14 protein-coding genes are annotated in these 12,822 nt (G+C 35.4%); 5 read left to right on the top strand and 9 right to left on the bottom strand.

Translation table 11 applies throughout. The features are described from left to right. Nucleotides 1-54 precede the first annotated feature (54 nt). The 3 genes from ACH2CJ_RS04915 to ACH2CJ_RS04905 all read right to left on the bottom strand — a co-directional run bounded on the left by ACH2CJ_RS04915 (nucleotide 55) and on the right by ACH2CJ_RS04905 (nucleotide 2,469). Complete coding sequence (locus ACH2CJ_RS04915; protein WP_394991125.1) at nucleotides 55-1,194, bottom strand: glycosyltransferase family protein; 1,140 nt, start codon at nucleotides 1,192-1,194, stop codon at nucleotides 55-57. Between the two features lie 97 nt (nucleotides 1,195-1,291). Beyond that, the gene (locus ACH2CJ_RS04910; RefSeq protein WP_394991123.1) at nucleotides 1,292-2,137 is read right to left on the bottom strand and encodes a UDP-2,3-diacylglucosamine diphosphatase; all 846 of its coding nucleotides are present in this window, start codon (nucleotides 2,135-2,137) and stop codon (nucleotides 1,292-1,294) included. A 191-nt stretch (nucleotides 2,138-2,328) separates the two neighbouring features. Continuing rightward, nucleotides 2,329-2,469 (bottom strand): hypothetical protein, encoded by a 141-nt coding sequence (locus ACH2CJ_RS04905; RefSeq protein ID WP_394991122.1) that lies wholly within the window; start codon nucleotides 2,467-2,469, stop codon nucleotides 2,329-2,331. A 220-nt stretch (nucleotides 2,470-2,689) separates the two neighbouring features. Between ACH2CJ_RS04905 and ACH2CJ_RS04900 the strand changes: the two genes are divergently transcribed. Further along, complete coding sequence (locus ACH2CJ_RS04900) at nucleotides 2,690-3,109, top strand: hypothetical protein (RefSeq protein ID WP_394991121.1); 420 nt, start codon at nucleotides 2,690-2,692, stop codon at nucleotides 3,107-3,109. On the opposite strand, the gene ACH2CJ_RS04895 is transcribed toward ACH2CJ_RS04900, so the two are convergent. From ACH2CJ_RS04895 to ACH2CJ_RS04875, 5 genes are read right to left on the bottom strand one after another with little or no spacing between them, the layout of a single operon-like run. Further along, nucleotides 3,075-3,587, bottom strand: coding sequence for a DinB family protein (locus tag ACH2CJ_RS04895; RefSeq protein WP_394991120.1), 513 nt, complete (start codon nucleotides 3,585-3,587; stop codon nucleotides 3,075-3,077). The genes ACH2CJ_RS04900 and ACH2CJ_RS04895 overlap by 35 nt on opposite strands. Nucleotides 3,588-3,614: 27 nt before the next feature. Then, a complete protein-coding gene (locus ACH2CJ_RS04890) occupies nucleotides 3,615-4,277 on the bottom strand; it encodes a DUF2490 domain-containing protein (protein ID WP_394991119.1) in 663 nt (220 codons plus the stop codon). A gap of 57 nt (nucleotides 4,278-4,334) precedes the next feature. Continuing rightward, nucleotides 4,335-4,970 carry a DUF4956 domain-containing protein gene (locus ACH2CJ_RS04885; protein ID WP_394991118.1) on the bottom strand — a complete coding sequence of 212 codons (636 nt, stop codon included), beginning with the start codon at nucleotides 4,968-4,970 and terminating at the stop codon, nucleotides 4,335-4,337. Then, a complete protein-coding gene (locus ACH2CJ_RS04880) occupies nucleotides 4,939-5,739 on the bottom strand; it encodes a polyphosphate polymerase domain-containing protein (RefSeq protein ID WP_394991117.1) in 801 nt (266 codons plus the stop codon). The genes ACH2CJ_RS04885 and ACH2CJ_RS04880 overlap by 32 nt, the downstream gene beginning before the upstream one ends. Beyond that, on the bottom strand, nucleotides 5,729-6,211 hold the full coding sequence (locus ACH2CJ_RS04875; protein ID WP_394991116.1) for a hypothetical protein: 483 nt from the start codon (nucleotides 6,209-6,211) through the stop codon (nucleotides 5,729-5,731). The genes ACH2CJ_RS04880 and ACH2CJ_RS04875 overlap by 11 nt, the downstream gene beginning before the upstream one ends. 511 nt (nucleotides 6,212-6,722) lie before the next feature. Here ACH2CJ_RS04875 and ACH2CJ_RS04870 point away from each other — a divergent pair. Next, complete coding sequence (locus tag ACH2CJ_RS04870; protein ID WP_394991115.1) at nucleotides 6,723-6,998, top strand: hypothetical protein; 276 nt, start codon at nucleotides 6,723-6,725, stop codon at nucleotides 6,996-6,998. 4 nt (nucleotides 6,999-7,002) lie between these two features. On the opposite strand, the gene ACH2CJ_RS04865 is transcribed toward ACH2CJ_RS04870, so the two are convergent. Continuing rightward, complete coding sequence (locus ACH2CJ_RS04865; RefSeq protein WP_394991114.1) at nucleotides 7,003-8,364, bottom strand: CotH kinase family protein; 1,362 nt, start codon at nucleotides 8,362-8,364, stop codon at nucleotides 7,003-7,005. A 153-nt stretch (nucleotides 8,365-8,517) separates the two neighbouring features. On the opposite strand from ACH2CJ_RS04865, the gene ACH2CJ_RS04860 reads away from it, so the two are divergent. The 3 genes from ACH2CJ_RS04860 to ACH2CJ_RS04850 all read left to right on the top strand — a co-directional run bounded on the left by ACH2CJ_RS04860 (nucleotide 8,518) and on the right by ACH2CJ_RS04850 (nucleotide 12,744). After that, complete coding sequence (locus tag ACH2CJ_RS04860; RefSeq protein WP_394991113.1) at nucleotides 8,518-9,342, top strand: LytR/AlgR family response regulator transcription factor; 825 nt, start codon at nucleotides 8,518-8,520, stop codon at nucleotides 9,340-9,342. A 96-nt stretch (nucleotides 9,343-9,438) separates the two neighbouring features. Beyond that, the gene (locus ACH2CJ_RS04855; RefSeq protein WP_394991112.1) at nucleotides 9,439-12,078 is read left to right on the top strand and encodes a TonB-dependent receptor; all 2,640 of its coding nucleotides are present in this window, start codon (nucleotides 9,439-9,441) and stop codon (nucleotides 12,076-12,078) included. 210 nt (nucleotides 12,079-12,288) lie between these two features. Continuing rightward, a complete protein-coding gene (locus ACH2CJ_RS04850; RefSeq protein ID WP_394991111.1) occupies nucleotides 12,289-12,744 on the top strand; it encodes a hypothetical protein in 456 nt (151 codons plus the stop codon). Nucleotides 12,745-12,822: the final 78 nt, after the last annotated feature.

The following is a 12,822-nucleotide window of genomic DNA, read 5'->3' as shown; positions in this document are numbered from 1 at the left end:
AACGGAAATAGAAAAACTAATTATCCACGACTTTTGCACCAATACAATGCGTTTTCAGGCATTTACTAATGATAATTGAGGAAAAACATCTTCATAAATGGGTTCATTAACATAGAAAACATCATCGATTTCTCGTAAGAAAACTCTTGAAACCTGCCCTTGCCAAGCCTGAAAATCTGGTCTAATATCTTGATAATGAGGTAGATAGTTAATGAAATTGCTCAAATCGAATTTTGTTCCTGTAATGCCCGCACCTGCACGTTTTGCATCAAGAGCATTGCAGGATTGTTCATAATGCTTCGGCACAGGAATCATCAAAGTTGGTTTACCCAAGTACATGGCTTCACAAACTGACTCAAAACCTGCAGTTGTTACCAAACCTTTGCAGTTTTGCATCATTTCCAGAAATTTTTTGGCATTTATTTTGTGAAAATGCAGGTTACGAGAATATTTATAGACTTCTGTATTTTGAGGTTTCTCCCAAAAGCAATGAACTTTTACTTTCGAGTTTTTGGCGTGCCATTTGACGAGTTCTTCGGCGAGCGAATGTTGCGTTACATAAGCTAAAATATAATCTTCACGAGTGGTTTTAAGGGCATGAATTTCGGAGCGAAGCAGGGGGGGAGCAACAAAGATTCCTCTTTTTTTGTCGTTAGAGAATGGAGTAAATGACAATGCTATTTTTTTGGCTGCTCCTAAAGCTGTGATTCGAGTATTGGTATTGACCAAAAACTTATCAAACCAGTGGTTTTTTGGATGCTCAAAGTCTTGATGGAGCAATAAATATTGATGAGCTACACAAACCATTGGTACTTTTGGACGAAATAAAAATTGATGAATTCCACCCAAAATGTCATAGAAATTAATGATTATATCTGGACGTAAATCATTAATAGTGTCTTGGATTTTTCGAAGACTATGAATGTATTTGCTTATGTTTAAAATGCTGTTAGACAAGGTTTTACGAATATCTAATGCTTTTGTTTCTTTACAATAAGTCAAGCAAGGGCTTCTGAAGGAGATAGTGATTTTTTTGAAATTATCGGTAAAGAACTTTGGTGCATTTTTCCCATCGGCACTACCTACTAAAGCACCTACAACCTCGTGTTGCTTGCTTTCGAGCATTTCGGCAAGAGCAATTGCTTGAGTCAAATGCCCACGCCCTTCACCTTGAATAATAAATAGATATTTCATAAGTCGAGCGATATTTATCCTCAGGCCTTTAAGGGTTTTTATTTGTAAAGTGGTGATAGTGTAGATTACCGAAAACTGTTTGTTGACTATTGTATATTTACAAAGAAGCGGCAATTCTGAGCAATACAAATTTTTCTTTTGTTACTTCGTCTTCATCGTCATTGTCTAGCAAGTCAGCATTGTTAGCCTCAATAGAATCGCTTGTTGAATAGTAAGCCAAACTCCAATTTCCATCAAAATCTTCTACTAAAGCTGACATGGTTTCTACCCAATCGCCTGAGTTTAGGTATAAAATTCCATCTATTTCTCTGATAGCTGGTTGATGAATATGCCCGCAAATAATACCATCGCAACCTTTGGCTTTTGCCAATTCTGCGAGTTTATCTTCAAAATCATTTATATAATTGACAGCCATTTTTACTTTTTGCTTTATTACTTGCGACAAAGAATAATAAGGCAAACCTTTCCATTCACGGTATTTATTATAGTTTTTGTTGAGCCAAAGCAAAAAAGTATAACCCAAGTCGCCCAAATGAGCAAGCCATTTCATATTGGTTGTAACGCTATCGAAAATATCGCCATGAGTCACGTAAAATCGCTTATTGCCCGATGTTAAGATATAATCTCGCCTGATTTGGAATTGTTTACCTACGACAAGAGGTAAAATTTGGTCAAGAAAATCGTCGTGGTTTCCTCGTAGATAGATTACTTTGGTATCATATTTATCCATCATTTTCAAAACTACTCTGAAGAACGTAGTATGTTTTTTCTTCCAGTTACCATATTTTTTCAAAGCCCAACCGTCAATGATATCGCCATTTAAGATGAGGCGTTCGCAGCGGTATTGTTTCAAAAATTCGGTAACTTCTTTTGCTTTTGAGCCGCTTGTGCCTAAATGGATGTCGGAAAGTACTATGGTTCGGAAATGCTTGTGTTTTTTCATGCACACAAATTACCGAAATTAATGTAAAGTGTTAATTAAGAGGATGTTATGAAAATGTAAAGAAAGCTATTTGAACTTTTAGAAGAGAAAAACAAATAAAAAAAATAAAGCAGAGAAAACTTCCTCTGCTAATTCTTTGATTACTAACCTAAACAAAACTATATGATAAAATTTACTTAATCCGAAGGAAATTAAGCGGCAATTGATAAATTTTCGGCGAAATTATCGTCGAAGTTTTCATCAAAATCGTCACTTTCAAAAGCATCACCGTATGAATCTTCATCGGTGTCATCATACAAACGTTCTTCACTAAGTCCGTTTGTGATTTTCACTGTGTATCTCCAGTGAGTTTGGCTTAATTTAAAATTACTCTTAATCATCGTACTATATTTATTTTAATGCCACAAAGTTCGGCAAATGATATGAACTAAATATTGTGCCAATGTTAAGAAATGGAGAAGTATTTTTGTAAGTTAAAGTTTGAAAAATACTTAATGAGAAAGTAAAATTTCATCTTTTCTTAATATTGCGATAAACCTCAATTTACATTAAATGCTCTATTTTGTAGAAAAAACACTCGCAATGCAAGCAACAATTTCTCGACAAAATTACGCCCAAAATCTTTTATCCATAGCAATTTTTATGCTTATTATTTGTTATTATGCCTTCAACGGTATTCCAAAAGATACTTTTGAAACAAAGCATTTTTTGATAGAAAACTCACCCGAACAGAATAAGATTGTTGAATTTGAGAAGAATATTAGTCAATTGCGAGCAGCCGTTTTGATGGATACTGATAATGTGCAGATAAATGGTCTATTGTATGAAGTAGAAAATTCTTTAGGAAACTTTCTTTCGAAGAAAAAAGCTAAAATTGAAGTGCAACAAATTTATAATGCAATATTGACTGGCAATCGCAAAAATACCATTAAACTCATCAATCAACTGCCAACTCTACCACTTTTGCCGTAACCAATAACTGCCCTAAATGACGGGTAGTATGTTCGGTAGCGTGAATCAAAAGCCCAATCACGGTTGAAGGAAGTTTCCCTCGACCGACTTCCCTTACTTCGGTCAATGTTTCAGAATTGGTTATTTGCAGTTGGGCAAGTGCCATAATAATTTGTGTGTTGAATGCTTCAACTAAATCTTTTACCAGAATAGTTTGATTTTCTTTTCCTTCAGAAGTAAGTGCCGTCAACTGAGTTTGTGAAAGCGATTCGCCACGGGCGTAAGTAAATAGACGGTCGAGTACGCCTGTGAGGTGCTGCAAATGAAACCCAACCGACGCTACATTTGCAGGTCTTTTCCAAAGGTTTTCTTCCGAAAAACTTTGCATAATTTCGGCAACTTCTTCTTGAGTTTGTAGCAAAGCATGAGCCACAGGCTGCAAAAGTGGCGAAATATTGGGCAAAGAACCTCGCAACCAAGCTTCGAGTTTATTAGGCATATTTTAGAATTTAAATTCAAATATAGGCTACTTTACCTTTATGCCAAAAATAAAGTTAATTCCTACGATATTTTTGGTGTCAGGGTATTTTTTATTGACATCAGGTTGCCAAATATAGAACAGATTAACACTTTTTCTTTTCATGTATTCGTAGGTGATTCCTGCCCTATTTCGCCAAAAATCAGTTTCAAAAACACCATCTTTTTTGTGCATAAATGGCTCAGTTGAAAGGGAAAAATCTAACCTTTTACTGATACTATATTTTACGCCAAAGCGACTTCTCAGGTAGTTTTCGGCTGTTCCCTCGTCATCATCACTAATTATTTGTTGTTGAGTTTGATATAATTCTCGCAACGAGAATGTCAATTTTTTATATTTATACTTTCCTTCTATACTTCCCGAAAAACGGTTAAACTTTTCTCCTCCAACGAGTCCAAAACGATAACCAACTCCTGCATAAAGGTATTTATTAAGTTTTTTTTCAACATCTAAATAAAGATATGAACCTCTATAATTACTCGAATTTTGATTGAACTTTGCTCGATATTGTGTACTTACTTCCCAGCCTTTTTTCAAATCAAGGTTTAAGGTTATAGCAGGACGAGTCTGAAAATCAACTTCAGATTTTTTTTGAGCTTGAATAGCAGATGAAACGAGTAGAAATAAGAGAATTTTATAGTATTTTTTCATAAAAGAGTGATTCGTTTTTATACATATACGTTTGTTTTTTTTGTCGAGTCGAAATTGTTACTCGTAATAATATACCGTCATTCGAGTGCCATCTTTCAGGAAATCAATTTCTTGAATCTCTACTCGATGAATATTTAAACCCGTACGTTTTTTTAAATCTTGAATTAATTCTTGCCTTTTTTCGGGGAGAATTAACTCGATTTTTTCGTAATGAATCATTTTCGTAAACTCTTTTTTGATAAGCCAATTGCTCTCTAACAAAAACGTTGCCGATAGAATAATGCCATTCAAAAGAGCCAGTTCGTCCCAACCACCCTTGCTGATTGCCGAAAGTAAGCCAATAGCAATTACCAAAAACAAATAGGTCATGTCTTTGGTTGAAATAATTTCTGTGCGATACCTAAGCATCGAAAAAACAGCAAACAAGCCAAAAGCAGCCCCCATCGACATTTCTACTTTGTTGAGTAGGTAGGTGATGAGAAAAATAACTAAGTTGAAGGCAAAAAATGTTAGATACTGGTCAGCTTTTTTATAATTTCGGTAGTAAATAAGTCTGATAAGTACAAAAACCGAAGTTAAGTCAATTAATAATCGGATGAAAAATTTACTTGAAAGTTTATCAAATAATTCGAAAGAGGCGGCTTGAGCAGTTTGTAAAGTATCAGGCGAAAGCATTTGTTGCAATAGAGTCATATTGGTGTAGTGTTTTGGAAATTCTTCTGAGGTGTTTCTTAAAATTGTTTTGTTTAATGCCTTCAAAAAGACTAATAATACCGAAGCAATATTTACTTATCGAACCTTCTTTTAAATGATGCTTCTTGAAAACATCTACAATCGGTGATGCTCCGATTTTCTCTTGTTTTATTTCGGCAATCGCTATTTGTGCATACTTAATTTCCTTGGTATCATTCTTGAAAGTCAATTCTAAATCAATTGTGAGGCGTTCGGGACTATTTTTATTGACGAGTGTTAGTCGAGTATAATTTACCCACATAATTCCTTGCAAATTATCGGGTTCTAAGTTACTGATTTTTGACAAAAATTCCGAACTTTTATCTTCCAAATGAGGCTCATTGATACCATCGGTTTTAATGCGTTTTTTGATTGTTCTGCCACGATTATTCTTAAATTTTACTTCAAAAAACTGTAAATTCGAGCCTACATAATTTCGTGAACGTACTTTATAACGATTTTCTTTCCCTACTTGATGGAGGTGATAAAGTGCTAAGTTTTCGGTGTCATAATAAAGGGTTTGATAGGAACAAAGTCGCTCATTATTTGTCTCTAAAAGGTAGTAATATTGCTTTGCATCAGCCAAAATTGAAGGGAGCAAATTCATTGGAATTATGTATTTTGTATCCATTCTATCCATGAGTTTTACACCATCCATTTCGGCTAAGGTAATTGGCTCAAACAATTCACACTCCTGCTTTATTCGGTTGAAAAAAAACTCAGTATTCATAGATATATTTCTTGATTTGAATTAATTTGCCTTTGGCATCATACGTTTTTTTCTCAGCTTTTAATCCTTTGCTATTATTCACATAAACAGATTTTGTGAGTACCGCATTTTTAGCATCATACTGTATTTCCTCTGTTTTTTCACCGAAATTATTATATTTGTATATATATCGCAAGCTTTGCTTACTATTAGCATCGTAAATAATTTCTTCGATTTTATCGCCATCTTTATTATTTTTGGTCAAAATCTTTTCCTTCAAAACGCCATTTTTATCATAATTGATTTCCTGAATAACCTCGCCCTCTTTATCGAACTTTTTAGAAACGTCGTTATGCGTACTTTCTTTCCCATTTTCGTATTCGGTAATAACTTCCGAAATACCTTTGATGTTATTTTTACGAATTTCTTTTTTGCTTTGGGCAAAAGATTCCATCCCTATAAAAGGGAGTACAATCATTAATAAATATTTCATTAGTATCAATTTTTAAAGACTATTTCAAAAACGTAGCAACTGCCTGATTTCTTGTTACAACATTAAGCTTTCAGTTGCGTAACAGCAGTGGTAAATGCCGCTGTATTCGATAAATAAGAATAAGAGGCTACTTTTTGCATCACCGGCTACGAAATCAAATTGTAATTTTTGTCGAAAATAGCATTCATTTTGGCAGAAGTAAAGCTATTTTCGGTAAAATCTTTTACATACGCCTTGTATTTGGCAAAATACGTAGCCTTTAACCAATTAGTGTCAAAGTGTAGAAAGGTTTTAGGTTTGTATATTAACCTGTTTAAACGTTTAATTTCGACTGCAAACAGGTTCAATATAAATGGGCATATCTATATTCAGACCTCGAAATCTTTTGTAATTTAGCAATGTAATTTGAGTTTTATTTTTTTTGAATATTAAATTAATTGATGCCGTGAAAACAACATTTATTCAAAAAACAATAAAAGACTGCATTAGAATAAGCTCGTTTTTATTACTTATGTTAATTTTTGGTTGCGATTGCCTTCAAAAAGTTGAAGGCAGTTTATATGATGCCCAATCTATGCAAACGCTGTCGGATGTTCTGATTTATAAAAAAACAGAATCGTACCGCACTATAAAAAGTGATGCCAATGGACATTTTCAGTTTACAGATGTTGAAAGTGGCACAAAATGTCCTGATGTAATTTTAGTTTTTGAGAAAACAGGTTACAAATCTGATACCATTATTTTTTCGCCCAATGCCTTAAATGTTATTGTTAAACTCAAAAAATAAAAAATTACCTCAAAAAAGCACTCACCGCCTGATTTCGACTCATTACGTGTTGTTTCAATATTGGCAAGGCCGATGTAAAACTTGAAATATTTGTAAGGTTCGAATATGGTTTCTCTTCTTTTTCTGTGCCATTTACATAAGGTGTAATCAAGGTCGTGGCTTTATCAAAAATAGCATTCATTTTAGTTGCAGTGAAAATATTGTCGTTAAAATCCTTCACATACGCCTTGTATTTGGCATAATAAACAGGATCATTGGCAACATAATTGATTAATGGCCAGTTGTTGGCAACACCCGATAAAGACAGTTGCACTCTTGCATTACTCGTAAGAGCTTCGTTATTGTCCCATGGAATCCACATAAATTTTTTAGAAGAATGATTGTAGAGATAATGGTTATGTGCCATTGCTCCATAAGTATCCCAGCTCACCAAAGTTGTATTAATGGCAAGCCATTTAATAAAATGGTCGGCATTAAAAGTTTTTTCGAGGTTTTCACGCCAAATTGTAGGATTTGAGGTGCGAGTTGTGGCATTTAATGCCGTAATTGTCGCCTGAATATCGCTCCAGTCCGCTAAATCTTCGTTGCTTTTTTTCTCAAACTGGGTTTGCGAAAAAGTCTGAAAAGTAGATTCTGGCTTATATAAGTTCCCTTTTTTTTCGCCAAATTGAGATTTTAGCATAGTATCATCAATAGCTTCAATCATCGTATAAACACCACAATACTTTAGTCCATCACCAAAATTGATATATACTTTATAGAAAGCTGTTTGTGCTACAGGAATGCCCGCCATTCTGAAAATATCAGAAGCCACTTTCTCACGAATCAATGAATTGTCTTTGAAAGCGGGCGACATCGAAACGTCTTTAAAGCCATAAAAACGCTGGTCTTTAATGTCGGGGTATTGTTCTTCAAATTCGTCAAATTGCATTCTGAAAGGCAATTTATAAATTCCTCCTCGCCAAATCGACGAAAGGCTCGAATTGCCTTTTAGTCGAAATCCAACCTTTTGCCATTCTTTTCCATTGAATTTTATTGAAACAGCAGCATATTTTGGTTCCGTCGAGCTATTTACGCCACCAACTCCACCAACGGGTTGAGTTCCACCCACACCAAAGTCACCTCCTTTCACCGAAATCATATCTGTTCTGATTGCCTGCCAAGTTTCTTTGGTCATCGTAATTTCGAGACTATTGACTTTATCTTGCGGGAAAACCATTGTATAGTTTGGGTCAGCTTCATTGCTATGGCTTTCGGTCGTCCAATCTGGATTCGAATTGGAGGGAGTAACCGTATCGGTGTTTTTGCTACACGCAATAAATAGCCACAGACCCATTGCTGTGAATAATAATCTTGACTTTTTCATAAATGGTGTTGAGAATTGAAGTTCGCTTTTATAGACGTTGATTTATTAATAATAGTTGTTTTGATGTGTTTTTGCTGAGAAACTTGCGTTTATGCTAATGTCGGTGGACTGTCGCTTGTAAAATGGCTGTATTCTAATTTGTTCTCTGTAATTTTGCAACGCAAATTTTATTTCGCCAAAACCGAAAATCTTCGCTTGAAAGCGGAAATCTTATTACCCAAATTGCCAATGACTATTCTTTTGGTAGAAAAAGATGAAACTCATGCAAGGCTAATTACGCAAGTTTTAGCCGAATATTACCCTTTGGCGATTATTGAGTATTTGAAAACTAACCAAGCAGTAAAAATGTGGCTTACTACCGCAGGTTTACCAGATTTAGCTTTGTGCGAGGTAGAATTGCCAGATGGGCTGATATTTGAAGTATTTCAAGAATTTAGCTCAACATTTCCTGTCATATTTATGTCGTCTTATGATAAATATTGGTCGCAATCTATGGTTTTTAGTGCGATTGATTACCTCAGAAAGCCAATTGAAAAAGATGAAATAAATCGAGTTTTAGATAAATACGAATCGCTTAAAACGCACTTTTTAAAGCAATATTCTTTAAAAAATGGTTCAGACAATACAAAAAATATTTTTCAGAAAGATAGAGTTATTGCCAAGAAAGGAACGAATTATTATGTAATATTTACCAACCAAATTGCCTTTATTTATACAGAATCAAGAATTGTATTTTTAATAGACCGAACAGGTGAGCGATATACAGTTGAGCGAAGTTTAAGCGAACTGGAAATAGAATTGCCAAATAGAGAATTCTTTCGAGTAAACCGCAAGTTTATTGTACATATCAATGCCATTTTGAGTTTCAAACCCTCATTTAAAGGCAAAATCGCCCTTGAACTCTTGCACCTCGCTAAAGCAGAAGTAAGTATCAGTCAAGAAAACGCCACCCAGTTTAAGAAGTGGATTGAGGAGTAATTAGTCGTTTGTCCACAGACAATGGTCGATAGATAGAAATTAATTGTTGATTATCATCAATTGACTGTGGCTAAAAATTTAAACCAAAGAAAAAAAATGAAGAAAGTCGTTTACGTATTTTTAAATTTAGTAACCAATTATGTCTATGGACAAACCATCACTCAAGATAGTGCAAAAACCTTAAATGAAGTTATAGTTTCGGCTTCCCGAATTGAAGAAAGTATTTTTAAAGCCCCTATTTCGGTTACGAAAATAACCGCTTTGCAATTGCAAAACTCGCCAAGTATCGAATTGATTTCGTCGTTGGCACGCTATAAAGGCATTGATGTGAGTCAGTCGAGTTGGTTTGTAACGAGCCTCAGTACACGAGGATTTAATAGTGCAAAAGCCGAAAGATTACTGCAACTGGCTGATAATGTGGAATTTATGTCGCCAACATCATCGCTTTATGGCGGAAATTGGATGGGAACGCCTGACTTGGATATTGACAATATCGAAGTTATTTACGGAGCAAACTCTGCCCTTTATGGCTCTGGAGCCTTGAATGGCGTGGTGCTAATGACGAGCAAAGACCCGTTCAAAAACCAAGGAATTACGGCTTCGGTGCGTGGTGGTTCGAGGTCATTGTTTGATACCCAAATTCGTTATGCACAAGTGTTTGCCAAACGTTTTGCGTTTAAACTCAATGCCAATTTTATTACTGGAAATGAGTTTTTGGGTGAATCTGATGCCGCAATTAAATCTGTTACCGAAGGTGGTTTGGTTGGCTCGGATGCGGCAAATAATGCCTACGGTTCACCTTTTGGCTGGAATAAAATCAACTATTTTGGTGATATTGGTTCAACTATAACGAACCCTGATTTTACTAAATATAATGACGGAAAGCCTTATCGAATTTATATGCCAGGTTTCAAAGAAAGTGAAATTTTGTCGGCAAATAGTGGTTCAAAATTTGGCTTTTTTGGAGATTCATTTAAAGCTGGAAATTTACGATTAAATCCTTCGTTGCATTTCAAAATTAATAAAAAGACCAAGGCTTCATATGAATACCGAAAATCAATTGGAAATGGTGTTTTTCAAAGCACAAGTCGCTTTGCTTGGCGAGAAATGCAGTATGATTTGCACAAATTTGAGATTAAAAATGACCGTTGGTTTGTGCGTGCCTACTCAATGTACGATTATGGAGGAAAGGCATACGAACTCGGTGGCGTAGCAAATGCCCTGCAAAATATGCGAATGACCGACCCTGCGAATGGTACTTTTCCTACAATTGCTGCTAATTATTTCAATGCGTGGAATCAGATTTTTTCGGCGGCTCGTAGTAATGGTTTTGGTGGCGGAAACTTAGCAGGAGTTTTTATGCCCGATGCGGTCAATGGCGGCGTGCCGACTGCCTTTACTTTACCTAATATTCAAGGTGGACAAAGTATTGAAAATGCGGCAAAATTAGCTTTTGATCTGACCCAAAATTTGCAAATAAAGCAAATTCAAGGGGCATCAGTACCCACAGTTTTTGAACGAGTAACGCAGCAAGTTGCCAACAGTATTGGCGATTTGAAAGTAAATGGTACAAACATAAAAGGAGCGGCTTTTGCTAATACGGCTCGCAATGTAGATTTCTCGGCACAACGTGAGTTTCGTTTCAAAACTACCAATGTAGTGGTGGGTGGAGCTTACCGAACTTATTTGTTAAAATCTAATGGAACTTTGTTTTCGGACGGCATTTATTCGCCGCTAAATACCGAACAAAGAAATGCGATAACTAATTGGGAATCAGGAGTTTATGGGCAAGTTCAACAAAAAGTATGGAACGAAAAATTAACTTTGGCAGCAGCAGCAAGATTAGATGCATTCAAGAATTTTGATGCCAAACTTTCGCCACGCATATCGGCTGTTTATTCATCAGGAAATCATAACTTCCGAGCCAATTATTCAACAGCTTACCGAGCTCCAGCTCAACTCGACCAATACATTTATTTAGATTATGGCAGTATTTTGCTTATTGGCAATACCCAAAATGGTTTTAAAGGACTTAATTCGGCAGGAACAGCACCTTACGAAGTGAAGAAACTCGCTCCAGAAAAAATGAATTCTTGGGAGTTAGGCTATAAAGCATTGCTTACCAAAGATTTACAGATTGATTTGAGTTATTATAGAAGTTTGTACAATGGTTTTATCGGAATTGTTCGTTTCCAAGGGCGTGAAGATGGCGTGATGCCCGAAGGAAATTTTACAGGAATAAAAACGGGTGATTGGGCAAAACCAAGTACCGACCGCACTCGTGGAAGATTTATTCAGACTTGGGCAAATTTCGACAAGCCAGTAACTACGCAAGGAGCGTTTATAAGTGCTGATTATCGTTTAAATATAAATATTAGCCTTTACGGAAACTATACTTGGTCGAAAATCTCGGACATAAAAGGCTTGATTGCGGGTTTCAATACGCCAAAGCACAAATTTAATTTAGGAGCTAATGGATTGATAATGAAAGATTTAGCGTACTCAATTAACTATCGTTGGAGCGATACTTATACTTATTTTATGCCTTTCGATGAAGGTAAAATTATGGCTTTTGGTACGCTTGATGCTCAGGTAAATTATCATGCAAAACCGCTAAAAACTACTTTTAAATTGGGTGGAATGAACCTGACAAATTCCAACGCAATTACAGTTTATGGTTCCGCACCGATTAGTAGAATTGTGTATGTTGGGGCGGTTTTTGATTTAAAGTATTAGAATGAACAAAAACTAAATAAACCTCTCTGGAAAAGCCTTTACGGAGAGGTTTATTTTTTGTCTAATTATTTGAAAAAATGTACTTTCCAACAAGTCAAACATCAACCCCCAACCTCAGTTAATCAGGTCAAAAGCTTAATTAATCTCATTATTTTGAATTCGTGGCTACGAATTTCTATCTTTAGCAGAAACAAACCAAAAACAGCTATAATGAGAAAACTACTACCTACAATTGCACTTAGCGTGTTTTCTTTTGGAGCAATGGCTCAAGAAGAAAAAGTTGACTTAGAAATGGTCAAAAAAATTCGACAAGAAGGACTACAAAATTCAAAAGTAATGGACATCGCTTTTAACTTAACCGATGCCAATGGACCACGTCTCCAAGGTTCGCCAGGATTTATGCGTGCTGCCAATTATTCAAAAAATAAACTAATAGAATGGGGCTTGGAAGATGCCAAATTGGAAGCGTGGGGCGATTTTGGTAAAGGTTGGGAGTTGAAAAAAAGCTACATTGCTATGACCGCACCTTACTATAAACCATTAATAGCCGCTCCAAAAACTTGGAGTGCAGGCACAAAAGGAAAACTAAAATCGGCTGAAATTTTGTTAATTGACGAAACCGATACTCTAGGATTAGAAAATTACTTTAAAACCGTACACAAATAATAATACTTGGAGAAATTAGACGAGTAAAAGACAAACTCGCCTAATTTTGTAAAAATATATAATTATAATATGTACAAA

The sequence above is a fragment of the Emticicia sp. genome, assembly GCF_043780375.1.
In the GTDB taxonomy this organism is placed as follows: domain Bacteria; phylum Bacteroidota; class Bacteroidia; order Cytophagales; family Spirosomataceae; genus Emticicia.
Note: the sequence above shows the minus strand (reverse complement) of the source record. Positions and strands in the feature narration are given on the sequence as shown.